16 protein-coding genes and 1 tRNA gene are annotated in these 26,318 nt (G+C 61.2%); 8 read left to right on the top strand and 9 right to left on the bottom strand.

What is annotated here, in order from left to right; genetic code table 11:
* Nucleotides 1–3 precede the first annotated feature (3 nt).
* Together sdaAA and metK are read right to left on the bottom strand one after the other, a co-directional pair.
* Nucleotides 4–1,611 (bottom strand): L-serine ammonia-lyase, iron-sulfur-dependent, subunit alpha, encoded by a 1,608-nt coding sequence (gene sdaAA, locus DXC90_RS05445; protein WP_117735084.1) that lies wholly within the window; start codon nt 1,609–1,611, stop codon nt 4–6.
* Nucleotides 1,612–1,955: 344 nt separating this feature from the next.
* Nucleotides 1,956–3,236 (bottom strand): methionine adenosyltransferase, encoded by a 1,281-nt coding sequence (gene metK, locus DXC90_RS05450; protein WP_117735085.1) that lies wholly within the window; start codon nt 3,234–3,236, stop codon nt 1,956–1,958.
* Between the two features lie 332 nt (nt 3,237–3,568).
* Here metK and gltX point away from each other — a divergent pair, with 332 nt between their 5' ends.
* The 5 genes from gltX (at nt 3,569) to DXC90_RS05475 (ending at nt 10,907) form a co-directional block, all read left to right on the top strand.
* Entirely contained in the window at nt 3,569–5,044 is a 1,476-nt protein-coding gene (gltX, locus tag DXC90_RS05455; RefSeq protein WP_117735086.1) for a glutamate--tRNA ligase, read from the top strand.
* Between the two features lie 210 nt (nt 5,045–5,254).
* Entirely contained in the window at nt 5,255–7,708 is a 2,454-nt protein-coding gene (priA, locus tag DXC90_RS05460) for a primosomal protein N' (protein WP_117735087.1), read from the top strand.
* Nucleotides 7,709–7,726: 18 nt separating this feature from the next.
* On the top strand, nt 7,727–8,263 hold the full coding sequence (def, locus tag DXC90_RS05465) for a peptide deformylase (protein WP_117735088.1): 537 nt from the start codon (nt 7,727–7,729) through the stop codon (nt 8,261–8,263).
* 320 nt (nt 8,264–8,583) lie between these two features.
* Nucleotides 8,584–9,504 (top strand): methionyl-tRNA formyltransferase, encoded by a 921-nt coding sequence (fmt, locus tag DXC90_RS05470; protein WP_117735089.1) that lies wholly within the window; start codon nt 8,584–8,586, stop codon nt 9,502–9,504.
* Entirely contained in the window at nt 9,501–10,907 is a 1,407-nt protein-coding gene (locus DXC90_RS05475; RefSeq protein ID WP_233502187.1) for an RsmB/NOP family class I SAM-dependent RNA methyltransferase, read from the top strand. Before fmt ends, DXC90_RS05475 begins: the two co-directional genes overlap by 4 nt.
* A gap of 141 nt (nt 10,908–11,048) precedes the next feature.
* Here DXC90_RS05475 and DXC90_RS05480 read toward each other — a convergent pair whose 3' ends face one another.
* From DXC90_RS05480 to glgB, 7 genes are all read right to left on the bottom strand, one after another.
* Complete coding sequence (locus tag DXC90_RS05480) at nt 11,049–11,285, bottom strand: FmdB family zinc ribbon protein (RefSeq protein WP_117735090.1); 237 nt, start codon at nt 11,283–11,285, stop codon at nt 11,049–11,051.
* A gap of 87 nt (nt 11,286–11,372) precedes the next feature.
* Nucleotides 11,373–14,669 carry a 4-alpha-glucanotransferase gene (locus DXC90_RS05485; RefSeq protein ID WP_117735091.1) on the bottom strand — a complete coding sequence of 1,099 codons (3,297 nt, stop codon included), beginning with the start codon at nt 14,667–14,669 and terminating at the stop codon, nt 11,373–11,375.
* Between the two features lie 217 nt (nt 14,670–14,886).
* Entirely contained in the window at nt 14,887–17,079 is a 2,193-nt protein-coding gene (gene glgA, locus DXC90_RS05490) for a glycogen synthase GlgA (RefSeq protein WP_199406627.1), read from the bottom strand.
* Nucleotides 17,080–17,169: 90 nt separating this feature from the next.
* Nucleotides 17,170–18,297, bottom strand: a complete 1,128-nt coding sequence (gene glgD, locus DXC90_RS05495) for a glucose-1-phosphate adenylyltransferase subunit GlgD (RefSeq protein ID WP_117735092.1) — start codon at nt 18,295–18,297, stop codon at nt 17,170–17,172.
* A 4-nt stretch (nt 18,298–18,301) separates the two neighbouring features.
* Complete coding sequence (locus tag DXC90_RS05500) at nt 18,302–19,450, bottom strand: glucose-1-phosphate adenylyltransferase (RefSeq protein WP_117735093.1); 1,149 nt, start codon at nt 19,448–19,450, stop codon at nt 18,302–18,304.
* Between the two features lie 105 nt (nt 19,451–19,555).
* On the bottom strand, nt 19,556–21,982 hold the full coding sequence (locus DXC90_RS05505) for a glycogen/starch/alpha-glucan phosphorylase (protein ID WP_117735094.1): 2,427 nt from the start codon (nt 21,980–21,982) through the stop codon (nt 19,556–19,558).
* 94 nt (nt 21,983–22,076) lie between these two features.
* A complete protein-coding gene (gene glgB / locus DXC90_RS05510) occupies nt 22,077–24,338 on the bottom strand; it encodes a 1,4-alpha-glucan branching protein GlgB (RefSeq protein ID WP_117735095.1) in 2,262 nt (753 codons plus the stop codon).
* A 330-nt stretch (nt 24,339–24,668) separates the two neighbouring features.
* Between glgB and DXC90_RS05515 the strand changes: the two genes are divergently transcribed.
* From DXC90_RS05515 to DXC90_RS05525, 3 genes are all read left to right on the top strand, one after another.
* Entirely contained in the window at nt 24,669–25,358 is a 690-nt protein-coding gene (locus DXC90_RS05515; protein ID WP_117735096.1) for an HAD family phosphatase, read from the top strand.
* A gap of 9 nt (nt 25,359–25,367) precedes the next feature.
* Nucleotides 25,368–26,009, top strand: coding sequence for a thiamine diphosphokinase (locus DXC90_RS05520; RefSeq protein ID WP_117735097.1), 642 nt, complete (start codon nt 25,368–25,370; stop codon nt 26,007–26,009).
* Between the two features lie 152 nt (nt 26,010–26,161).
* Nucleotides 26,162–26,237, top strand: a tRNA-Ala gene (locus tag DXC90_RS05525).
* The last annotated feature ends 81 nt before the right edge of the window (nt 26,238–26,318 follow it).

Here is a 26,318-nt window from a genome sequence, read left to right on the forward strand (position 1 = left end):
TCACTACCCGCACACACCGCATTTTGCACAGGCCGAAAGCGCGGCCGGAGCCTGCGCGATGCCGCCCTTTGCCGTCTCGCGCAGCGTGGCCGGCAACGCGTGGCCCACCGAGAGCATGACATGTGCCATCTGGTCAAACGGCACCAGGCTCTTAATGCCGGCGAGGGCGAGTTGTGCCGAGCTAAAGGCCGCTGCCACGCCGATGGCATTGCGGTTTTGGCAGGGCACCTCGACCAGGCCTCCGACGGGGTCACAAACGAGGCCCAGCAGGTTACTCAGCGCGATGGAGCTGGCGTCGAGCGCTTGCTCGGGCGTGCCGCCGAGCATCTGCACCAGCGCGGCGGCAGCCATGGCGGCGGCGCTTCCCACCTCGGCCTGGCATCCGCCCTCGGCGCCGGCGACGCAGGCGCCCGTGGTGAGGTTGAGGCCGATGGCAGCTGCGCAGTAGAGCGCGTCCATCACCTGCTCGTCGTCGAGCTGAAGGTGATCGGCGAGCGCCAGCACGCAGCCGGGCACGACGCCTGCGGAGCCTGCCGTGGGGGCAGCGACGATCACACCCATGGTGGCGGAGCGCTCCAGGACGGCCATGGCGCGGGCCACGGCATCGGTCTGGACGGGGCCCATTAAGTTTGAGCCAAGGTCGTTGCGGCCGGTGGCATCGACAAGCTTGGCCTCGCCGCCGATAAGCCCGCCGAGCGAGCGCTGCGGATTGACGATGGGGGCCGTGGTCTCCTCGCGCATGACGTCGAGCACGCGGCGCATGGCGGCGACGGCGTGGGCCTCGCCGGTCAGACGCGCCTCGCGCACGGCCATGACGGCGCCGATGCTGAGTCCCAGTTCCTCGCACGCATCGAGCAGCTGCTCGCCGTCGTCGAAGATTTCCTTTGCTGAGACGCCGGGGGAGAGCGACGAGGCAGAACCTGGGAGCTCGATAAAGGTCGCGTAATCGACATTGTCGAGCTTGCGCAGCATAGGGACGACGGTGTCGTCGGGCGCGCCGTCGGTCTCAAAGACGGAGTAGGCCTGGCCGCCCACCTCGGTGCGGTAGGTGCGGCAGAAGGCGATGTTCACGTGGGCGTAGGCGAGCAGGTTCGTGAGCGCGGCGAGCACGCCGGGAACATCCTGGTGCGCCACGAAGAGCGTGGAGTACATACCCGAGATGTCAACGCCGACGCCGTTAATGCGGCTGATGCGCATCTTGCCACCGCCCAGGCTCTCGCCGCGGACCTGTGCCGTAGCGCCCGTGTCGTCGACCATGTCGATGTCGACGGTGTTGGGGTGGATGGAGGCGTCATCGCCCTTGATGTCAAAGTTATATTCGAGGCCCTGCTCGCGTGCGAGGTCGAAGGCCTGCTTGATGTTCTCGTCATCGGTGTCGAGGCCCAGGATGCCCGCGACGAGCGCACGATCGGTGCCGTGGCCGCGGTAGGTGTGGGCGAAGGAGTTCCACAGGCCAAAGGTGACTTTGGTGATGCGGCCTTCCAGCAGGCTGGCGGCAACTTGGGCGCAGCGCAGGGCGCCGGCGGTGTGCGATGAGCTGGGGCCGACCATGACGGGGCCCAAGATCTCGAATGCGGAGGTCGTAGCTAGTGTTTGCGGCTTGCCTGCCATGGGTGCTCCTTTGTTTTGTCCCATCGTCCCGAGGGCGGGGCATGCACTGTCCCGCCGTTCCGAGGGCTTTAGTATTTGGTCGCCTGCTCGGACAGTCCTGCTCGCACGGAGGCCACATTAAGTGGCCTCCGGCTCGTGCGGAACTCGCGATCGACCAAATACTAAAGCCCTCGGAACTTAGGATACATGGTTGGAGTCGCTCTGCTGCAATATTTATCGGCATGTGACCTATTCCATGTCCCAGGTCGGCTTATCTTCACCACCGTTTAAATAAAAAAGAAGTACCGGTTGGAGTCGGTACTTCTTTTGGTGCGTTGTTATTTGCTGTAGCTTTTCGGGTTAGCTTACAGGCCGCAGGCTGCTTTGAGTTCTTCGACACGGTCGGTCTTCTCCCAGGTGAAGTCGGCGTCTTCTCGGCCAAAGTGACCGTAGGCTGCCGTCTTTTCGTAGATGGGGCGACGCAGGTCTAGGTCGCGGATGATTGCGCCCGGGCGCAGGTCGAAGATCTTCCCTACGGCCTCGACGATCTTGTCCTCGGCAACATGCGCGGTACCGAAGGTGTCGACCATGATTGAGAGGGGCTTGGAAACGCCGATGGCGTAGGCAAGCTCGACTTCGCAGCGGTCGGCTAGACCGGCGGCGACCACGTTCTTGGCGACCCAGCGCGCGGCATACGCGGCGGAGCGGTCGACCTTGGTGCAGTCCTTGCCGCTAAAGGCACCGCCGCCGTGACGACCGTAGCCGCCGTAGGTGTCGACGATGATCTTGCGGCCGGTGAGCCCCGTGTCGCCCATGGGGCCGCCCACGACAAAGCGACCGGTGGGGTTTACGTAGATGTCCGCGTTGTCCCACGGCATGTTCTCGGCGGCCATGACCGGGGTGATGACGTGCTCGATGAGGTCGGCCTTGATCTTGCCCATGTCCTCGATCTCGGCGGCGTGCTGCGTGGAGATGACGATGGTCGTGACCTCCACGGGCTTGCCGTCCTCATAGCGCACGGTGACCTGGGTCTTGCCGTCGGGACGCAGATAGGCGAGGGTGCCGTCGTGACGCACGGCGGCCAGGCGCTCGGCCAGGCGGCTTGCCAGGTAGTGTGGCATGGGCATGAGGGTCTTGGTCTCGTTGGAGGCATAACCGAACATCATGCCCTGGTCGCCGGCGCCGATCAGGTCGATCGGGTCGGTGGTAGCGCCGGTCTGGGTCTCGAAGGACTCGTCGACGCCCTGGGCGATATCGGGCGACTGCTCGTGGATGAGGCTCATAACGCCGCAGGTGTCGCAGTCAAAACCGAACTTGGCACGGTTGTAGCCAATGCGGCGGATAACGCCGCGGGCGATTTCCTGTACGTCGACGTAGGCCTGGGTGCGAATCTCGCCGGCGACGATGACGGTGCCGGTGGTCACGAGGGTCTCGCAGGCGCAGCGGACGTTCTCCACGTTGGCAGGCACGCCGTTGGGGGCGATGTAGCCCTGTTCCTGGAGCTCTATTTCTTTGGCGAGGATTGCGTCGAGGACGGCGTCGCTGATCTGGTCAGCGATCTTATCGGGATGACCTTCGGTCACCGACTCCGACGTAAAAACAAAGGACCCGTGTTGGGGTGGGATGGAACGAAGTTCTTCTGACATGATAGTCCCTTCAAAAACGTGTCCCGGCGACCGTTACCATTCCGCCGAGCTCTCTATGCAAGGGCACATCATAGCGCGTAAATCAAACATTCACACCCTTTCCGCACCTAGTCATACATCGCTTTGGGGGTAGCTAATTTGGGACGGGGCTTTTTTAGCTACCCAATCCGGAGTCTTCGGAGCCAGAGGCCTACCTCGACATAGGGTGGCTAAAAAAGCCCCGTCCCAAATTAGCTACCCAATGACTGGGTCGGTGCCCTTTGTGCGGAGGTGGGCATTGTTGCTTTATACTGGTACGGTTCGACATCCATCCTGCAATCGAGGAGATTTCCATGGCATCAGACGTTCGCGTCCGCTTTGCACCCTCACCGACGGGCAAGCTGCACATCGGCGGCGCCCGCACCGCTATTTATAACTGGGCTTTTGCCCGCGCAAACGGAGGCACGTTCATCCTGCGCATCGACGACACCGACCCCACCCGCTCCACCGACGAGAATACGCAGATCATCCTGCGCGCCATGCGTTGGCTGGGCCTGGACTGGGACGAGGGTCCCGAGGTGGGCGGCGACTTTGGCCCCTACGCCCAGACTGAGCGCCTGGACCTGTACAAGCAGGCCGCCCAGAAGCTTTGGGACGAGGGCAAGGCCTATCCCTGCTTCTGCACCAAGGAGCAGCTCGACGCCGATCGCAAGGCCGCGCAGGAGCGCAAGGACCCCTTTCAGGGCTATCAGCGCCGTTGCCGCGATCTTGATCCCGAGGAGGCCCGTCGCCGCATCGAGGCCGGCGAGTCCTACGTCCTGCGCATCAAGGTACCCGAGGACCGCGGCGACGTCCGTATCCACGACGCCGTCCACGGCGAGGTGACCTTCGACGCCAAGGAGCTCGACGACTTTGTCATCTTCCGCTCCGATGGCACGCCTACGTATAACTTTGCGACCGTCGTCGACGACGCCATGATGAAGATCACCCACGTCATTCGCGGCGACGACCATCTGTCCAATACCCCGCGCCAGGTCATGGTCTACGAGGCCCTCGGCGCGCCCGTGCCTACGTTCGCCCACATCTCCATGATCCTGGGCGCCGACGGCAAGAAGCTCTCCAAGCGCCACGGCGCCACCTCGGTGGAGGAGTACCGCGACGCCGGCTACCTGTCCGATGCCTTCGTCAACTACCTGGCGCTGCTCGGCTGGTCGCTCGACGGCGAGACCACGATCATCCCGCGCGATGTCCTGGCCAGCAAGTTCTCGCTCGATCGCATCTCCAAGAACCCGGCGACCTTCGACCCCAAGAAGCTCGATTGGGTCAACGCCGAGTACATCAATGGCATGTCCGATGCTCAGTTTGCCGACGAGATCATGGTCCCCGAGCTGCACGAGGCAGGTCTCATCGAGGGTAATGTCGAGTACGGCGAGGATTGGATCGACGCGCTCGCTGCCATCGTCAAGCCGCGCACCAAGATGCCGGCCGACACCGTGACCGTCGCCGCTCCCATCTTTGCCACGGCCGAGACGCTCGAGTATGACGAGAAATCCGTCAACAAGGGCCTGGCCAAGGAGGGCATGGGTGCCATTCTGGATGCCGCCAAGGCCGCGCTCGAGGGTGTGGACGAGTGGACGGCTGCCAACATCGACGCCGCGCTTGAGCCGCTGCCCGAGCAGATGGACCTCAAGAAGCGCGTGGTGTTCCAGACCGTGCGCGTCGCCGTTTGCGGCAACATGGTGAGCCCTCCGTTGGGCGAGACCATGGCGCTCGTCGGCCGCGACGACTGCCTGGCGCGCATCGACCGCGCCCGCACGATGGCACTGTAATCGCTGCGCACACGTATGTATCCGAGCCCCGTTCACCCGAGCGGGGCTCTTGTTTCTGTACCGATGAGCGTGTTGCTGGGACAAAATAATCAGTAGTGTTTGCCCCATGTTCGAGCGACGCAACACGCTCGACACTCGTATCGGCCATGGGACAAACACTACTGATTATTTTGTCCCAGCCCTTTCAGGTCCGTTCGTTAGAGGTGGTGTATGGCTCAACAACTGTCGCTGTTTGGTTCGCCGGAACCGGAGGAGGCTCCAGCGGCGCCCGTGCCTGCCGCTGCACCGGCCAAGCCCGAGCATACACCTGACCCCATCGCCGCCTACGCGAGCGTGGTCCTCGACATCCCGACGCGTGCGCTGTCCGAGCCATTTGCCTACGGCATCCCGCAAACCCTTGCTAACGAGGCACAGATCGGGTCCACGGTCCTGGTCCACTTTGGTAACCGTGCCGCCGCGGGCTATATCGTCGACATTGCGCCTGAGCTGGGCGACCTGCAGGGCAACAACGCCTTCGACCCCGCGCGCATTAAAGCCATCGAGGCCATCCTCAGCAAACCGCTCTTTACCGCCGAGGCTGCCCGTATCGCACGCTGGATGAGCCGCGAGTACGTCGCAACGCTTTCCGAGTGTCTGCGTCTGTTTTTGCCTCCGGGCGGCAGCCCGCGTGTGGTCAAGGGCGACGACGGCGTATGGGCGGTTGAGCGTCCCGCCGTCAAGCCCATTCAAAACCGTTGGGTCATGCTTACGCCCGAGGGATTTGACTATACGCCGCCCAAGACCGCGGTCCGCCAGCGTCAGCTTATCGAGGCACTCCAGTGCGGGCCGGTCACGACCCGAGACCTCAACCTTCTCTATAACAGCATGTCGGCGACCATCAAGGCGCTCGAAAAGCGCGGCGTCGTGGTGGTGGAGGAGCGCCGTGCGTGGCGTGGCTGCAGCGAGCAGACCACGCTGTCCTCGGCAAGCGGCAAGGCGCCAGTCTCCCTTACCAACGGACAGCAACAGGCACTCGCCCAGATTGAGCGCGCCCGTCTGGACGCTCATGGCGACGTGGTGCTGGTCGACGGCGTCACTGGCTCCGGCAAAACTGAGGTTTACCTCTCCGCCATCGAGCGCGTGCTCGCAGCCGGCTGTTCGGCCTGCGTGCTGGTGCCCGAGATCTCGCTGACGGCCCAGACCGTCGGCCGCTTCCGCTCGCGCTTTGGCGAGACGGTCGCCGTTTTCCATTCGCGGCTTTCGGCCGGCGAGCGCCTGGACCAGTGGGATATGGTCGTCAGCGGTGCCGCCCGCGTGGTCGTCGGTGCACGCTCGGCGCTCTTTTGCCCGCTTAACGACCTGGGCCTCATCATCATTGACGAGGAGCACGAGACCAGTTACAAGCAAGGCTCCAGCCCGCGTTACCACGCGCGCGAGGTGGCGGCCGAGATGGCGCGCCGCTATCGCTGCCCGCTCGTGCTGGGGTCGGCCACGCCTTCTGCCGAGGCTCTCGACCGCTGCCGCCGCGGCACGTACAACGGTGTTACCTGGACGCGCGTCGAGATGCTCGAGCGCCCGGGACACGCCGTGCTGCCTACGGTCCGTATTGCCGACCTGCGCCGCGAGTTTTCGCACGGCAGCCGCTCCATGTTCTCAAAGCCGCTGATGGAGGGCTTGGAGCGTGTGGTCGAGCGTCGCGAAAAGGCCGTGTTGCTGCACAACCGCCGCGGTTTTGCGCCGTTTTTGATGTGCCGCGAATGCGGCTGCGTGCCCACCTGCAACCACTGCTCCACCGCACTCACGTATCACGAGCGCACGCACACCCTGCAGTGCCACACCTGCGGATCGTCCTGGCGCGTGCAGCCGTATCCGGCGCCCACGAGCCGTTGCCCCAAATGCGGTAGCCGCTACCTGGCAAAAATGGGCCTGGGCACGCAGCAGATCGAGGACGCACTGCACCAGATGCTTCCTGAGGACGTCGCCATCATTCGCATGGACGCCGACTCCACGCGTGGCAAGGACGCGCACAAAAAGCTGCTCGAGCAGTTTGATGCCGCCGATTGCGCGGTGCTGCTGGGCACCCAGATGATCGCCAAGGGGCTCGACTTTCCCGAGGTCACGCTCGTGGGCGTGGTCAATGCCGACTTTGCGCTCAAACTGCCCGATTTTCGCGCGGGGGAGCGTGCCTACGATTTGCTGGAGCAGGTGGCGGGGCGCGCCGGCCGCGGCGATCGCCCCGGCGAGGTCATCATCCAGACCTACCTGCCCGATGATCCGGTCATTCGCGCCGTTGCCGAGCATGACCGTTCGATCTTTACCGACCACGACCTGGACCAGCGCCGCGACGCGCTGTATCCGCCGTTTGTTCGACTAGTCAACATTTTGGTGTGGTCGGCGAATGCAGATGATGCACGGGATTATATTGGGCGCATCGCGAAGCTCCTCAAGCGTCGCTGGCATGCCGCCGCGCCCGATTTTTTGCGGGCGGGGAGTGCCGTGCCGCAGGTGCTGGGCCCGGCTTCGTGTGTAATCGAAAGAGCCAAGGACCGTTATCGCTTCCACCTGCTTGTGAAGTCGCCCGTGGGGTACCATGTCTCTGACGATATCGACGCCTGCCTCAAAGAGGTGGGCTCCGTGCGCGGCGTGAGCGTGAGCGTTGACGTCGATGCCTATGATTTGATGTAACAACCCGAAAGGATGGCCATGGAAGCCAACGGAATCGTACTGTCGCCCGACCCTCGTCTGCGCCAGGAGTGCGCCGTCATCGAGGAGATTACCCCGGCGATCGAGGCACTTGCCGAGAAGATGAAGAAGATGATGTTCGAGAACGCCGGCTGCGGCCTGGCTGCCCCGCAGATCGGCGAGCTTATTCAGCTCGTCACCATCGACTGCGACTACACCGACAAGAACGACTACGACCCGTACGTGCTTATCAATCCCGTCATTGTTGAGCAGAGTGACCATCTGGTGCCCTTTAGTGAGGGTTGCCTGTCCATTCCGGGCATTAACTGCGAGATCGAGCGTCCCGACCATGTCGTCGTCGAGGCGTACGATCTGGACGCCAACCTGATTCGCTTCGAGGCTTCGGGCGATTTGTTCTGCGTGTGCCTACAGCACGAGATCGATCACCTGCACGGCAACACCATGTTTGAGCGACTGAAGCCGATGCAGAGACTCAAGGCTGTCAAGGAGTACCAGGACGCCCTGGCCCGCGGCGCTCGACCGGGCGAGACTGAGTAGGTTTGTCCGTCCCCGGGGCGCCCGCCTATATCATCCCGTGCTCAAACATTCTCGCTGCGCTGCGAAACTGCGCGCGGGACGATATAGGCGGGCGCCCCGGGGACTACGTTGACGCTGCTTGACTCGCCCGGGTGCCGTCGGGCCAGGGAAGGGCGTCTTCGCTGATAGGTGCTTTGTTGGGAGGGCTGCTTTTATGCGGCTCTTTCTTTGTTTTTAGGTATATTTGTCTTTGTTGAACTGTTCTTGCGCTGGGTGCGCTTGCGACCTGGAACGCTTTTTTGTAGCCGTCTCGGCTCGTTATTGAGAGGAGACTAACTTTTATGCGTATTGTGTTTATGGGTACGCCTGATTTTGCTGTGCCTTCGCTGACTTCGCTTGTAGAGGCTGGCAATGATATTGCGCTCGTAATTACTCGTCCTGATGCTGTTCGCGGACGTGGTAAGAAGCTGGAGCCGTCTCCTGTTAAGGCTCGCTCGCTTGAGCTGGGGTTGCCGGTTATTGAAGCTAATCGTATGACGCCGGAGGTTATTGAGGCGCTCCGGGCTGCCCAGGCTGACATTTTCTGTGTGGCTGCCTATGGCTGCATTTTGCCCGATGAGGTGCTGCATATGGCGCCGCTCGGTATTGTGAATGTTCATGCGTCCCTGCTGCCTCGTTGGCGTGGGGCTGCTCCTATTCAGCGTGCGATTCTCGCTTGTGATGAGATTGCTGGCGTTTCTATCATGCGCATTGGGCATGGCGTGGATACCGGCGCTTATTGCGCCCAGGCGTCTACGTCAGTCGCCGGTAAGCATGCCGAGGCTTTGACCATGGAGCTTGCTGAGCTTGGCGGCAAGTTGCTTGCCGATACGCTTCCCTCGCTTGCCGATGGTTCGGCTGTTTGGACTGAGCAGGATGAGGCGCTCGTCACTCATGCTGCCAAGATTTCTAAGCAGGAGATGCGCTTGGATCCGCACATGGCGGCGCTTGATTGCGTGCGCCATGTGCTGGCTTCGTCCGATACCGCGCCTGCTCGTTGCGTGATTGCCGGTAAGACCGTGCGCGTGCTCGATGCTGCGCCGGCTGATGTGTCGCTTGGAGAGGGCGCCGTTAACGTTAAGAACAAGCGTGTTTACCTTGGTCTTTCCGATGGCACGGTTGAGTTGCTCGAAGTTAAGCCCGATGGCAAGCGTGCTATGGCCGCTTCTGCTTGGGCTGCTGGCCTGCAGGGTGCCGATCTTATCTGGGGTGTTTTGTCGTGAGCAAGCTGTCTCCTGCGCGCAAGCTTTCACTCGATGTGCTAATGGAAGCTGACCGCCGCGGCATGTATGCGCGTGACGTGCTGTCCTCTCGCGCATCGGCCAAGGCTATTGACCAGCGCGATTCCGCTTTTGCTGCCCGCTTGGCGCTGGGCGTTGCTGCCACGCAGGGCATTTTGGATGAGCTGCTCGACCAGTTTCTCGATAAGCCCAAAAAGGTTGCACCGCGTGTTCGCATGGCGCTTCGTATCTCGGTCTTCGAGATGCTCTATCTGCATACGCCTGGCCGCGTTGCCGTAAGTCAGGGTGTTGAGCTGGTTCGCTGCGGTGCTAAGTCCGCCGCTGGCTTGGCCAATGCCGTGCTGCACAAGGTTGCGGACAATGTTGAGGACTTTGCTACTGCGTCCGATGTGGATGAGTCTGAGCGGCGCTTGGTCCGTCTGTCGCGCCTGATGGGTCTGCCGCGTTGGCTGTGCGCTCGCATTATGGCGTCGTTTGACACGCCAGGGGGTGCGCTTAACTTTGCCGGCAATCTGGCCCCCGCGCCGCTGGCCCTGCACGAGAATGCGTTTGCGACTAAGCCCGATCCGTATATCTCGCAGCTCGTTGCGCCTGTCTTCCCGGGCTGCCATGCTCCGGTCGATGCGCAGGTCACGGTTGCGTCGGGCGTGTTTGAGCGCGCTGCGGCCGTGGCCTCGGATCTCAATGCCCAGCTTATCGCGACCGCGGCGACCCGTCCTGGGCGTTGTCTTGAGATTGGCGCCGGCCGTGGCACCAAGACCTATGTGATGATGTGCCAGGCCAAGCGTGCGGGCTATGAGCGTCAGCATACGGCGCTCGATCTGCATGATCGCAAGTGCGATCTGAATCTCGCTCGCCTGCATAAGGCCGGTATTCAGGGCGTTCGTACGGTTTCGGGCGATGCTTGCGAGCTTGATGAGGTGCTCACATCGTTTGATGCCATGCTTGGCGAGCCGGTAAAGTTCGACACGGTCTTTATCGATGCACCGTGCTCGGGCACCGGCACCATGCGCCGTCATCCCGAGATCCCATGGCGCCTAACTGAGAATGACGTTACGACCGAGTTGCCCAAGCTGCAGCTGGCAATGCTCAAGGAAGCAGCCGTGCGCGTGGCTGCCGGCGGTGAACTCATCTATGCGACGTGCTCGGTCTTCGACGAGGAGAACACGCAGGTCGTGGACGCGTTCCTTGCTTCTCCCGAGAGTGCCGGCTTTACCATGGCACCGCTTTCCGGGGCACAGATTCTGCAACTGCCCGACTTCGAGCAGGCCAAGAAGCTCGTTTCTGTACGCCAAAACGACCGAGGCCTCTTCCAAAGCGTGCCGGTAAACGCCGACTCCTACGACGGCCACTTCTGCGCCCGCCTGGTCCGCCAAAGTAGCTAATTTTGGACGGGGCTATTTTAGCTACCCAGACCGTATTGGCGCAAAGGCGTTGACATTACGAAAAAGGGCGGCCTGCGACTGGTGTAGTCGCAGGCCGCCCTCGTTTGTGTTTATGTTGGCGTGTGGTTGGTTGTTCGGCTGTTAGTGGTTGTGCGGGCAATTGGCGCAGCAGCCGCTGGTGGCGCTGGTGCTTGAGCCGCCGCTTCGCTGGTCGGTGTTGTAGAAACCGCTGCCCTCAAATTTAATGCCGTTGGCCGAGAACGTCTTGGCCGCCGGAGCGCCGCAGCTCGGGCAAACGACCTCGGGGGTCTCGGACATGGGATGCTCAACCTCAAACACGTTGCCGCAGCTCGAGCACTTGTAATCGTAGCGGGCCATAATACTTCCTTTTCAGCACAAAGCGGGCAGATTACTCTGCCCGCAAAAATTCAAACGTCTGTACTGTACCCTATATCGGGCGTTTTATCACGCCTCGCCCCAGAATCTATGGGTGTCGCGCAGGAGCTGCGCAGTTTTGCCCTCGGCGGCCGCAACGTCGGCCTCGTCAGCCTGCCAGGTCCAGTTGCCCGTGGCCACGCCCGGTACGTTCATGCGCGCGTCGTCGCCTAGCCCCAGAACATCCTGTAGCGGCATCATCACGAGGGGAGCGTCGCTTGCCAGCGCGTCGCTCATCAGCTTGGCCGCCACCTCGACACCGCTCGGTCCATCGCCGCCCGCAAAGGAACGCGTGCACCACCCGGCCAACGTCGACGTATCGTGCGTCGAGGTGTACAGGATCTTGCCAGGCGTGGGGTGCACGCCGCAACGGACGTCGTAGTCGCTAAACTCCAGCACGTCCATGCCGGGGAAGCCGCAGGTCAAAGCCATGGCGCGAACGCCAGGCGTCAGATAGCCCAAGTCCTCAGCGATAAAGTTGAGCGGACCCAGCTCATCGTAGGCGGTCTGGAACAGGTCTTTGCCCGGTCCCGCCAGCCAGCGACCGTCGGCGCAGGCCTTGCCCGCAGGAATGCTAAAGTAGCTGTGGAATCCCAGGAAGTGATCCAGACGCACGCGGTCGTAGAGCGAGAACGCGCGACGCAGGCGATCCATCCACCAGCTATAGCCGTTCTGCTTCATGTGATCCCATCGGAACGTCGGGTTGCCCCACACCTGGCCCTTGGGCGCAAAGTTGTCGGGCGGCGCACCGGAAATCTCAATCGCCTTGCCGGTATCGGACAGCCAGAAGTTCTCGGGCTCGCTCCACGCATCGGCCGAATCGTCCGAGACATACATAGGAATGTCGCCGATGACCTCGATACCCTTCTTGTGCGCATAGTTCATAAGCTCGCACCAGGCCAGGTCAAAGCGGTACTGCATGTACGCCTGCAGCTCGGCCTCGTCGTGGAAACGCTTGTCGTCGATCAGATGCTCGTTGTAGCGCGCGACATCTGCCGGCCAATCGTGGCGCGACTCGCCCTCAAAGTACTTCTTAACGGCCATGTAAACGCAGTACTTCTCGAGCCAGTCGGCGTTGCGATGTTTAAACGCCGTGTACAGCGGGTCGGCATCCTCACCGCCGCGAGCCTTCCAGGTAACAAATTCGGCGGCCAGCTCCTCGTGGCTTTCGGGCAGCAGATCGATATTTCCCGCAAAGGCCGAGGGACCGGCGTAAGGGGATCGGAAGAAATCCGTCGGGTTGACGGGCAGGACCTGCCAGTAGCGCATGCCCATTGCGGCCAGATGGTCGATAAAGCGACGCGTGGGAGCGCCGATCGTACCGGGCTTGCCATCGTCGGTGGGCACCGAGGTGATATGGCACACGACACCCGCGCCGTGATCAAGCGGCTCTTGTAGACGTTGCTCGGCGTGGTGATAGATGATCGACGACCCCAGCGGATACAGATCGAGTGTGACGGTACCGTTGTGGATTTCGCACTCGTGGCCGCTGATCACGTCGCTTGCGCATTCGCCGAGCGCCGGAATTGTCACACGGTGCGAATTGCGCAGGCTGCGGTTGATGATAACCGTTGCGGCCTCACCGTCTTTACCGGTGCGCGTGTAGGCTAGTACCTCGTCGTTGAGCGCGAAGGCCTTGATCTCGCCGTCTACCATAAATGGCAGGGCGCGGCGCACGGCCGAGGCGTTTTTAAGGATGGCGAGTGTATCGAAGTCGTGCAGGTCTTCCTTTAAAGGCAGCGTGCGGCGATTGCCCGGATCGGTCAGGCCCTCAAGGCCGTACTCGTCGCCATAGTAAATTGAAGGCACGCCGGGGAACGTCATCTGCATGAGCGTTGCAAGCCAAAAACGGCTCTTGGCCAGGTCCATCGAGTTTTCGTCCAGGCGCCACTTGCTGCGCTCGCACTCGGGTAGCTGCGACTCGTCGGGGCCACCGCCGAGCACCGAGATGATGCGTGGGCGGTCGTGGCTCGACAGCAGGTTGAGCGCGCAGGACAGGGCTTCGCGCGGATAATTCTCGCGCAGGGTCTCGATATCCTCGGCTGCCTGGAAGGCATTCTTGTAGCCCATCAAAAAGCCGATGACCATGTCGCGGAAGGGGTAATCCATGGCAGAGTCCAGCTCGGAGCCCTGCAGGTAGCGGCGCAGATGTCCGTAGCTAATCTTGTTGGAGGCGTCTTCCCAGACTTCGCCGAGCAACAGCGCGTCGGGCTTCTCAGCTAGCACGGCCTTTTTGATCTCGGTCAGGAAATCGTCCGAAAGCTCGTCGGCCACGTCTAGGCGCCAGCCATGAGCGCCGGCACGTAGCCATTTACGGATCACGCCGTCCTTGCCCAGGAGCCGCTCGCGTACCAGTTCGGAGCTCTCATTGATGGCGGGCATATTGCCCACGCCCCACCAGCAGTCGTACGAGCCGTCCTCGTGGAAATAAAACGCATCGCGCCACGGCGAATCCTCGCTCTGCCACGCGCCCATGCCGGGGTAGTTGCCGTAGCGGTTGAAGTAGATTGAATCGTCGCCCGTGTGGTTGAACACACCGTCGAGAATGATGGAAATGCCCAGCTTCTCGGCTGCCTCGCACAGCTCAGTAAAGTCCTGCTCGGTGCCCAGAATTGGATCGATCTTGGTGTAATCGGCGGTGTCGTAGCGGTGGTTACTCGCGGCTTCAAAAATGGGGTTGAGGTAGATGGCTGTAAATCCCAGCTCGGCGATGCGAGGTAGGTCTTCTTGTATACCCTTGAGCGATCCGCCGTAAAAGTCCCAGGTCTTGATGGAGCCGTCCTCGGCGCGCTCGTATACGGGCGGCTCGTTCCAGTCCTCGACCATGCGGCGCTGAATGCCGCGACGCGGCTTTTCGACCTCGGCCAGCGTGCGCTCGCGCCAGTGCTCGTCGCGGGCATAGCGATCGGGGAAGATCTGGTAGACCATACCGCGCTCGTACCACTCGGGTCGAACTTCGCGGTGCTTGTAGACGGTGATCTGGAACGACGGCACTTCGGCGTAGTCGTAGGTTACGCCCTCGCCGCCGGTGCGTCCCTGCGGTGCGCCCAAGCGGACCTCGGGCTGGCCCTCGATATTGCATATAAAGCTGTACCAGATAAGACAGGGCTCGGTGCACTCTAGCCCGGCGGTAAAGATGCCGTCGCCCTCGTGCGTCATGGGATACAGAGTTTCCCCGATCTCGTCGACCCAGGTACGCAGGGTAAGCGTTGCCTGGTTGGGGTCGGCATCCTCCAAAATTACCGACAGCGAAACGGAAGTTCCAGTGGTCACAGCGCCAAACGGAGTGCGAAACTGCGGCAGACGGCTGTTGTGTATCAATCTCATAGTACGGTCCAGTTCAATAGAATCACGGCCTGCGGGCCATGGGCTTTACGCACAGGATGTAAGTATATCTGTTGTACACAGGGTGTATAAACAACATCCGTTTATCATCGGCGAACGGTTGTCCTAGAAAATCGTTTTACCACTTTCTACAGAGAAGGGGCGCCCGGTTGGAGCGCCCCTTGCTTAGGGTTTGATGAGGTTTTGGATCGTCTGTGGGCTAGCGGCGCTTTCGGGCAGCCGTGGCCTTGCGGACGGACGTCTTCTTGGACGGGGCCTTTTCCTCTGCCGGAGCGGCGGGGGAGACCGGGGTCTCCTTGGCAGGCTCGGGCTTAGCCTCTGCCTTCGGGGCAGCCTTGGTCTTAGCCTTGACCTCGGCGGCCTTCGGTGCCGGCTCGGGCTTTACCTCGGGCTTGGGCTCCTCTTTGACGGCGGCGGGCTTAGCCTCTGCCTTGGTAGCTGCGGCCTTAGTCGTGGTCTTTTTGGTCGTCGTCGTGCTGCGCTTGCGCGTGGTGGTCTTGGCAGCTGTTGCCTTCTTGGCGGTCGTGGTCTTTGTCGTGGTCGTCTTCTTGGCAGCGGTCTTAACCGGAGCCTTGGCGGCCGGTTTGGCCTCAACGGCGGGAGTCTCGGCCTTTACCTCGGGAGCAGCCTCGGCCTCGGCGGCCGCCTTGGCAGCGGCGGTCGTGCGCTTGCGCGTGGTCGTTGTCTTGGCAGCCGTCGTTTTAGACGCAGCAGCCTTGGTCGTCGTAGCCTTCTTGGCGGTCGTCTTGCGGGTTGTGGTCTTCTTAGCTGCGGGCTTTGCAGCGGGCTTGACCTCGGCCTCTGCCTCAGAAGCAACCTCAGCCTTTACCTCAGGCTCGGCCTTTGCGGGCTCAGCCTCAACCGGCTTGACCTCGGCCTTGGGCTTGGGCTCAGCCGCAGCCTCCACAACAGCCGCCGGCCTCTCGATCTCCGGATGCATAAAGAAGTACAGGTCCAGATACTTGTCGGCCGAGCGCGTCCAGCTAAAGTCCTGGCTCATGGCCTGCGTGACCAGCTGGTTCCAAGCGTCGCGGTTATCCCAGAACAGGCGCGCCGCGCGGAACACCGCGTCGCCCATCTCATCTCCGTTAAAGTTTCTAAACGAGAAGCCCGTGCCCTCGCCGGTAAACTCGTTGTATGGCCGCACGGTGTCCTTCAGGCCACCGGTCTCGCGCACGATGGGCAGGGTGCCATAGCGCATGGCGATGATCTGCGACAGACCGCAGGGCTCAAACTTCGAAGGCATCAGGAACATGTCGGCGGCGGCGTACATGCGCTGCGACAGCGCCGGATCAAACTCGATACGCGCGGCCATGGTGCCGGGGTACTTGTGCTGGAAGTAGCGCAGGCCGTCCTCGTAGTCGCGGTCGCCAGTGCCCAGCACGGCCACCTGAACGCCGCCGGCCAGAATGCGGTCGAGCGCGTACATGACCAGGTCCATGCCCTTTTGGCGCGTCAGGCGCGTGACCATCACCATGAGCGGGCGGTCGTCGCGCACCTCAAGCCCCAGCTCTTCCTGCAGCTTGGCCTTGCACACGGCCTTGCCGGTGCGGTCCTCCACGGTGTAGTTGGCGGCAATGCGCTTGTCAGTCGCCGGGTCAAAGCCCGCCACATCAATGCCATTCAGGATGCCCTGCAGCGCGTAGGAGCGCTCGCGCAGCACACCGTCCAGGCCCTCGCCAAACTCGGGCGTCTGGATCTCGCCCGCATAGGTGGGGCTTACCGTAGTGATGGCGTCGGCATAGCGCAGCGCGCCCAGCATGTAGTTGACGCTGCAGGCGTCGCAACGCAGCTGCGAGGCGGCGGCGGGAATATGCGCCACACCCAGGATGTCCTCCATCACGGTGTCGCTAAACTGGCCCTGGAACGCCACGTTGTGGATCGAGAACACGGTCTTGACGCGGTCGTACAGCGGCAAGCCCTGGTAGAACTCGCGCAAAAACACGGGCGCCAGTGCCGTCTGCCAGTCGTTGCAGTGCAGGATGTCGCACTCAAAGCCGACAGGCAGGTGCTGCAGGCTCTCGGTGATGGCCTTGGAGAAGAACGCAAAGCGCTCGCCGTCGTCAAAGAAGCCGTACGGATAGTCGCGCGCAAAGTAGCGTTCGTTGTCGATGAACATATAGGTGACGCCGTCGTGCTCGAGCTTCTCGAGACCGCAGTACTCGTTGCGCCAGCCCAGGCTCACGTAAAAGTCGGAGAAGTGCTCCATCTGCGCCTTGTATTCGTCCTTGATGGTGGCGTACTTGGGCACCATCACGATAACCTCGGCGCCGGCGCGCACGAGCGCCGCAGGCAGCGAGCCCGCCACGTCACCCAGACCACCGGTCTTAACAAACGGTGCGCACTCGGCCGAGGCAAACACGATCTGCATCTTTTTGCTGGAATATGCCATATTGTCTCCTATGTTGCAATTCGAGAATAGCCGCCTGGCGCTAACCGGGCGGCTATTCTACATGTTACGAGCGATGTTGCGGTGCCAACGTTAACGTACGATGGTGGTGTCGGAAGTTAACGGAGCCTTGCCCAGCACCAGGATGTTCTCGGGCGTGCCGCGAAGCTCGGTGTTGGTGGGAACCACGTTGTTCTTGTCCAGAATGGCATTCTCGACGCGGGCGCCGCTCTTGATGATGCAGCTCTGGTTGATGATCGAGTTGGTCACCGATGCGCCCTCCTCGACCACGACGCCGCGAGACAGGATCGAGTTGCGCACGGTGCCCTTGATGATGCAGCCGGCCGAGATGATCGAGTTGCACGCGTGACTGCCGGTCGCATAACGCGAAGGCGGCACGTCGTGAGCCTTGGTCAGGATCGGGCGCTCGGGATCGAAGAGCTGATCGGCCACGGTCTGGTCGAGCAGGTCCATGCTGCGGCGATACAGCGACTTCTCGCTAAACACGCCCACGACCTCGCCCTTGTACTCGTAGCTGCACACGTCGATGTTGCCAAAGTCGCCCTGGAGTGCCTCGAGCAGGTCCAGATAGTCGGCGGCCTGGTAGTGGTCGATAATCTCGAGCAGCGTCTCGCGGTTGACGATGCAGCAGTCCATAGACGCGTTGTCGCCGTACACGACGCCGGCGCTCACGCCCGTCAGGCGGCCGTTTTCGTTAATCTCGAGCTTGGTCTCGTCATCAACGTTGCGCGTGGCCTTGCAGTACACAACGGTCATCTGGGCACCGGAGTTCTCGTGCGCCTCGATGATGGTGTTGAGGTCCATGTTAAAGATGATGTTGGTGCCCATCATCACAACATAGGGCTTGTCCGAGCGCTGGAACAGCGTCTTGTTGGAGATGATGTCGCGCAGCAGGAAGCGCATGCCGCCCTTGGTGGTGCCATACGCGTTGCCGGGCACCATGAACAGGCCACCCTTCTTGCGATCCAGGCCCCAGTCCTTGCCCGAACCCACGTGGTCGATCAGCGAGCGGTAGTTGCCCGGCATGACGACGCCGACGGTCTTAATGCCGGCATTCATCATGTTGGACAGCGGAAAGTCGATCAGGCGGTAGCGGCCCAAAAACGGAACGGACGCGATGGGGCGGTCCTTGAGCAGCACGCTGCCGTAGGTCGAAGAGTAGTTAGCGGTGATATAGCCGATGGCCTTGCGATTGATCATCGGATCATTCCCCCTTCCCGATAACGACGTCATTTCCAACGACGGCCGTATCCTTGGTGGTATCGACAGAGCCGAGCTTCACGCCCTCTTCGACCGTGGAGTTCTCGCCCAAAATAGCGCGGCAGATGTGTGCGCCGCTCTTAACGTGCGCACCCGGCAGCAACACGGAGTCCTCGACCACAGCGCGCTCTTCGATGATGACATCGGTCGAAATGATCGAGTGGCGAGCGGTGCCGTAGATCTTGCAGCCGTTGGAGACCAGGCAGTCGTCCAAGCGGCCGTCCGGGCCAATGTAGTGCGGCGGACGCGTGGTGATGTTGGACATGATGGGGAAGTTCTTGTCAAACAGATCGAACTCGGGGTTGTTACCCAGCAGGTCCATCGAGGTCTCGTGGAAGCTGGCGATGGTGCCGACGTCCTTCCAAAAACCGTGGAACTCGTAGCTGTACAGGCGCTTGTTCTCGCCGAGCAGCTTGGGGATGATGTCCTTGCCAAAGTCGTGGCTCGAGCGCTGATCCAGAGCGTCCTCCTCGAGCGCCTCGATCAGCACGTCGGCCGAGAAGATGTAGATGCCCATGGACGCGAGGTTCGAATCGGGCTTCTCGGGCTTCTCGGTAAACTTGGTGATGCGGCCGTCCTCGGGGTCGGTGGTCAGGATGCCAAAGCGGCTGGCCTCCTCCCACGGCACGGGCATAACGCTCACCGTGAGGTCGGCGTTGTTCTCAATGTGCGTCTTGAGCATCTTGCGGTAGTCCATGCGATACAGGTGATCGCCCGAAAGAATCAGGACGTACTTGGGGTCGTTGGTCTTGATGTAGTCGAGGTTCTGCGTAATGGCGTCGGCCGTGCCCGCATACCAGGCGCCGCCGGTCTGCGTCTCGTACGGCGGCAGGATCGACACGCCACCGTCGCGGCTGTCCAGATCCCACGCCTCGCCAGAGCCCACATAGGCATGCAGCAGGTAGGGGCGATACTGCGTCAGAACGCCCACCGTGTCGATGCCCGAGTTGGAGCAGTTGGACAGAGAGAAGTCGATAATGCGAAACTTACCACCAAAGCTAACCGCCGGCTTGGCGATCTTTTGGGTAAGTGCCCCCAATCGGCTGCCCTGTCCTCCTGCGAGGAGCATCGCGATGCATTCTTTCTTACTCATCGATTTCTCCTTCTGTCATCGATGTTCCTAAACCCATTAGCGACGGGCGCGGCGCTCGGTCGCGCCCGTCGAATAATGCCGTGCTGCAAAGGGAGCTCGCGCGCTTTATGCGTGCCAGATCTCGTCGCGGTACTCGCGAATGGTGCGGTCGCTCGAGAACCAACCCGAGGAGGCGGTGTTGAGCAGGGCCTTGCGGTTCCAGGTCTCCTGGTCGCCGTAGCTGCCGGTGAGCTTCTCCCATGCATCCACGTAGCTGCGGAAGTCCGCCATGACCAGGTCGGGGTCGTTGTTGTTCATGAGCTCGTTGTAGATGCTCTCGAAGTTGCCCGAAAGACCCGCAAAGGTGTTGTCCTTGAGCTCGTCCATCACGCGGCCCAGACGCTCGCGGTCGCCGTTGAGGGTGTCCCACGCAAAGTAGCTGTTGGATGCCCAGAGCTGCTCGACCTCGGGTGCGGTCAGGCCAAAGATGGCCTCATTCTCGCGACCGGCCAGGTCGGCGATCTCGATGTTGGCGCCGTCGAGGGTGCCCAGCGTAATGGCGCCGTTCATCATGAGCTTCATGTTGGACGTGCCCGAGGCCTCCTTGCCGGCCGTGGAAATCTGCTCCGAGATCTCGGCGGCGGGGTAGATGAGCTGGGCGTTGCTCACGCGGAAGTTGGGGATAAAGCAGACCTTCATGACCTCGTTGACGCGCGGGTCGTTGTTGATGACGTCAGCCACGGAGTTAATGAGGCGGATGGTCTCCTTGGCAAAGGTGTAGCTCGAGGCAGCCTTGCCGCTAAAGATGAAGGTCGTCGGCGTCACGTGGAAGTTGGGGTCGGCGATGCGACGGTTGTAGATGTCCATCACCTTCATGATGTTCATGAGCTGGCGCTTGTAGGCATGGAAGCGCTTAACCTGAACATCAAAGACGGTGTTGGGGTCAATAACCAGACCGGTCTCGGCCTTAACATAGGCGGCCAGACGCTCCTTGTTGGCGCGCTTGGAGGCACCCACGGCCTTCAAGAACTCGGTGTCGTCCTTAAACTCCTTGAGTTTCTCCAGCTCAAAGGCGTCCTTCAGCCAGCCATCGCCAATGGCCTCGGTCACGAGCTTGGCGTAGGTGGGGTTGGCCTCGGCAAAGAAGCGACGGTGCGAGATGCCGTTGGTCTTGTTGTTGAACTTCTCGGGCGTCAGGGCATAGAAGTCCTTGAGCACGATGTTCTTGATGATGTCGGAGTGGATCTTGGCCACGCCGTTGACGCTGTGGCTGCAGATCACGGACAGGTTGGCCATGCGAATCTCGCCGTCCCACAGGATGGCGGTCTGGCGCAGACGCTCCTGCCAGCCCTCCTTCGTGGTGTCGAACGACTCGTGCCAACGACGGCTGATCTCGTCGATGATCTGGTACACGCGGGGGAGGAGCTTGGAGAACGTGCCGATAGGCCACTTCTCCAGAGCCTCGGGCAGGATGGTGTGGTTGGTGTAGCTCACGACCTGCGTCACGATGTTCCAGGCGTCATCCCACTCGAGCTTCTTCTCGTCGATGAGGATACGCATGAGCTCGGGGCCGCACATGGCGGGGTGGGTATCGTTGGTGTGAATGGCCACAAACTGCGGCAGCAGCTCCCAGTTCGCGCCGTGCTCCTTCTCAAAGGTGTCGAGCAGGCTGTAGATACCGGCCGAAACAAACAGGTACTCCTGCTTCAGGCGCAGCAGACGGCCGTGCTCGCCGGCGTCGTTGGGGTAGAGGATGGCGCTGATGGCCTCGGCCTCAGCGCGCTCGGCATCGGCCAGAGCATAGTCGCCGCGGTTGAAGGCCTCCAGATCAAAGTGCTCCTCGACCGGCTCGGCGGCCCAGACGCGCAGCTTGTTGACGGTTTCGCCGGCATAGCCCACGACGGGGATGTCATAAGGGACGGCCAGGATGTCCTGCGTGTCTACCGTGCGGTAGAACGTGCGGCCGTTCTCCTCAAAGCCCTCGACGTGGCCACCAAACTTAATGGTCACGGCCTTGTCCTGACGACGGACCTCCCAAGGATAGCCGTGGGTGAGCCACTCGTCAGTGGCCTCGACCTGGCTGCCGTTGACAATCTCCTGCTTAAACAGGCCGTAGCGGTAACGCATACCGTTGCCGTAGCCGGCAATGCCTTCGGCAGCCATGGAATCCAGGAAGCACGCGGCCAGACGGCCCAGGCCACCGTTGCCCAGTGCCGGATCGGGCTCCTGGTTCTCGATGACGGAAAGGTCGAAGCCCATGTCGTCGAGCGCCTCGGCGACCATGTCGCGCACGCCAAAGTTGAGCAGGTAGTTGTCGAGCAGGCGACCGATTAAAAACTCGATCGAGAAGTAGTACACGCGCTTCTTGCCCTCGGCGGTGACGCGGGCGTCGCTCTTGGTGGCGACGGTGCGCGCCTTCTCGGCCACAAGCTTGGCCAAGGCGTTAAAGCGGTCGAGGTCGCTGGCAGCCTCGACGCTCTTGCCGCTGATGCTCATGACGGCATCGCGATAGAGCTCGGTAAACTCCTGTTTGTTGTCGAAGATCTTGTTCATACGTTCCTTTCCCCCGGGGATGTTTCTCCCGGAACGGTTATGACATGTATCCTACGCCCCCGCGGTGCGGGTAATTACAGTGGTAACGATTTTGTTACGCATCCTTGCCAGATGCCTTAACAGCGCCTGCCTTAGCCTTGGGAGCGGCCTTTTTGGTGGCTGCCTTTTTGGCCGTGGTGGACTTGGCCGAAGCCTTGGCAGTGGGCTTGGTAACCTTCGTCTTAGCCGGAGCCTTCTTGGTGGCCGCGGGCTTGGGCTTTACCGTGGACGTACGCTTTTTGGTCGCAGCCTTGGGAGCCTCGACCACGGGCGGTTTATAGCTGCTGGGACCGCGGCGCTTAAGCACCACGCCTGCCAGGCCGGGCACCTTGATCTCGATGGAGTCCATCTGCCCGTTCCAGGGATAGGGCTCGCTCGAGCAGGTGTAGGGCTCCTCACCGGCATAGCCGCTGCCACCAAACTCGGGACGGTCGGAATCAAAGATGACCTCCCAGTCTCCCTCGCGCGGCACGCCCACACGGAAGCTCTCGTAGCTCGCGGGGTCAAAGTTGATCAGGATCACCAGGTCGTCGTCGACATCCTCGCCCTGGCGCACAAAGCTCACGATGGACTGCTTGGAGTTGTCCGCGTCGATCCAGGTAAAGCCGTCGTCGGTGTAGCCGCGCTCGTACAGAGCGGGCTCGGCGGTGTACAGGTGGTTGAGCGCCTTGATAAACGCCTGATGATGACGGTGGGTCTCATACTCCTCGGTCAAGAACCACTGGATGGACTCGTAGTAGCGCCACTCGATAAACTGGCCGATCTCGTTGCCCATAAAGTTGAGCTTGGCACCGGGGTGCGTCATCTGGTAGAAGGCAAGCGTGCGCAGGCCGGCAAACTGGCGCCACCAGTCGCCCGGCATGCGGCCGATAAGCGAGCTCTTGCCGTGCACGACCTCGTCGTGGCTCAGCGGGCAAATGAAGTTCTCGGTAAAAGCATACATGATGGAGAACGTGAGCAGGCCGTGGTTACCGGGGCGCCACGGAAAATCGGTCTGCATGTAGTGCAGGGTGTCGTTCATCCAGCCCATGTCCCACTTGTAATGGAAGCCCAGGCCGCCGTCCTGCGGCGGATAGGTTACGAGCGGCCACGCGGTGGACTCCTCGGCCATCATCATCACGTCGGGGTAGTGTGCCTCCACGGCGGAGTTGACCTGACGGATAAACGCGCTGGCGTCCAGGTCCTCCTCGGTACCGTACTTGTTGAACTTCTTTTGGCCGGGATCGTCAATGCCAAAGTTGAGGTACAGCATGCTGGACACGCCGTCCATGCGAATGCCATCCACGTGGTAGTTCTCGACCCAATACAGCACGTTAGAGACCAGGAAGGAGCGGACCTCGCCGCGGGCGAAATCGAACTTGTGCGTGCCCCAGTTGGGGTGAATCTCGTGCTCAAACAGCATGTGGCCGTTAAAGGTGGCAAGGCCGTGGGAGTCGGCGCAAAAACCGCCGGGCACCCAGTCCATGATCACGCCAATGCCCGCCTCGTGGCACGCATCTATAAAGTGCATGAGCTGCTGCGGGTTGCCGTAGCGCGACGTGGCGGCGTAGTAACCGGTTGTCTGGTAGCCCCAGGAGCCATCGAAGGGATGCTCCATAAGCGGCATGACCTCGATATGCGTGTAGCCCATGTCGCGCACGTAATCCACGAGCTCCACCGACAGGTCGTCGTAGGTGTAGAACTCGCCGCGCTGCGCGGGGAAGGGATCCATGGGACCGGGGTAGTTGCCGTACTCATCGGGCTCGCCCTGCGGCGCGTCACCGTGGCGCTTCCACGAGCCAATATGCACCTCGTAGATGTTCAGCGGCTGCGACATGTGGTTGTGGCCGGCGCGGCGCTTGAGCCACGCGGCGTCGTTCCACTTATAGCCGTCGAGGGTCCACAGCACGCTCGCGGTACCCGGAGGGCACTCGGCCTTAAAGGCATACGGATCGGCCTTGTAGAGCTTCTCGCCCTCGTTGGTCTCGATAAGGTATTTATAGAGCTGGCCCTGCTCGGCGCCAGGAATAAAGCCTTCCCAAATGGTGCTCGTATGCACGGGCACCAGCGGGTTGGCTTCCTCATCCCAGTCGTTAAATTCGCCAATGACATGGACACTCTTTACGTCGGGCGCCCAAACGCAAAAGCGCCAGCCGCGCGTACGGTTCTGCGTGTCGGGGTGCGCGCCCATCTTTTCCCAGCTGCGCTCCCACGTGCCGATGCCAAACAGATAGACATCGTCCTTAGAGAGCTCCGGTGCGTGCGGGGCGGCCTTACGGGTAGCGGGCTTTTTGGCCGTTGGCTTTAGCTTTGTATCGCTCACGTTTGATCCCATCATGACGCGGCAGCGTATTGCCTTGGTGACTAGATGCGAAAGATCCAAGGCTGCACGAATCGAAGGGACGGCGATAGTTCTATGATTCGTTCCACCTCGCGTGCTCGGTGGAACTTTCGGCACGAATACGATAACACCTGTTCGTTACTTTTATGGAGAAAAGTGGATTTGCGGCGCCGTTTAATCGGCGAGCGCCATGTTTAGACCACTGACAGAATTGCAGTGGTAAAACTCTTGACAGTTTTACCAATTAGGGTTTCAAAAATGTTAGGCTGACGTTTGGTAAAACGTTTTTAGCAGGTTGTTTACCATTTGACATTGAAAGGCTCGTTTATGGACCACATTGCTGCCCCAAGCATTGCTTTTATTTTCGATTGCGACGGCACACTGGTTAATAGCGCCCCCGTTTGGGCCTATGCCCAGCCCGAGTTATTGCACCGCCACGGTGTTGACGTGACGGTCGACGATTTTGCCCAGTTTGAGCATTTGTCGCTCGAGGACGAGTGCCAGGCCTACCACGACACCTGGGGCATTGGAGCGAATGGCGAGGAGCTGTATCGCGAGCTGAGCGACATTCTGATCGATGGTTACTCTAAGGTGCCGCCGCGCGACGGCCTGCTTGCATTTTTGGAGCAGGCGAAGGCGGCCGGTATTGCCATGTGCGTTGCCACGTCCACGCCGGTCGAGCTGGTTAAGTCTGCGCTAGCGGGAGCCGGACTCGACGCCTACATGGAGCTTGTGACCACCACGGGTGAGGCAGGACGCTCCAAACAGTTCCCTGACGTATACGAGCTGGCTCTGCGCCGTCTGGAGGAGCGCTATGGGCACAAGTTTGAGCACGCATGGGTGTTTGAGGACGCCGTCTTTGGCCTAAAGAGCTCCGGCGCCGCCGGCTTTAAGCGTGTAGGTATCTATGACCCGCACGGCCGTATGAAGCGCAGCGATGTGCGCGACAACTGCGATATCTTTATTGATAGCTATGAGGACCTGGACCTGGCCCGTGTGCTTGCGTTTAAGGGATAGGCGAGGGCTGTGGCTTGCAAGGTATTAGTTGTCTGCGGCTCGCCCGTGGTGGCGAGCACGGATCTGTTGCGTAGGCTAGTAGGGGAGTGCGACCACGTTGTCGCCGTGGACCGCGGACTCGACGCGCTGCTGGGCGCCGGCCTGGGCTGCGACGTCTATGTGGGGGATGCCGACACGGTGAGCGACGCGGGTCGCGCGCTGGTCGATACCGCCAAAGACTTCGAAGTGGAGCGCCACGACCCCTACAAGGACTATACCGATCTGGCGCTGGCGCTCGATTCCGTCCGCCGTCGCTGGCCGGGTGCCGAAGTGGTTGCGACCTGCGCCACGGGCGGCCGCCCCGACATGGCGCTTACCGTACTGGGCCTGCTTGCAGGCTACGATGACGCCCCAGTTTGGATTGCTGAGGACAACGTAACCGCGAGGATTCTGCACGCCGGCGAATCGTGGACGATCGAAGGCGCCGAGGGCAAGACATTCTCCATCATCGCCATAGCGCCTGGGACGGTGGTAAGCGAACACGGTCTAGAGTGGGAACTAGATCACAGCCCCCTGGGCCTGTTGGCCGACACGGGCATCAGCAACGTCGTCAGGGGTATGGCCAAGATCCAAGTCCACCAAGGCGTTGCGATCGGTTATTTGCTGGCGTGAGGGTTTTATCGGGACGGGGGTAAATTAGCTATTTTCGCCAAAGCTAAAATAGCTAATTTACCCCCGTCCCGATAAAACCCGTAAGTAAGACAATCAACTCAAAAAAGTCCTTGCACCCCAAGCCAACTTCCCCTATAGTATCTCCTCGTCACGGGGGCGTAGCTCAGCTGGGAGAGCGCTTGACTGGCAGTCAAGAGGTCAGGGGTTCGATCCCCCTCGTCTCCACCATCGTGAATGTAAGGCCACTCAATTGAGTGGCCTTTTTTTATTAAAGGCTTTAGCCTGTGCGGGGCGCGCAGCGCGCCGCAT

Source organism: Collinsella sp. TF09-1AT, from assembly GCF_003436895.1.
In the GTDB taxonomy this organism is placed as follows: domain Bacteria; phylum Actinomycetota; class Coriobacteriia; order Coriobacteriales; family Coriobacteriaceae; genus Collinsella.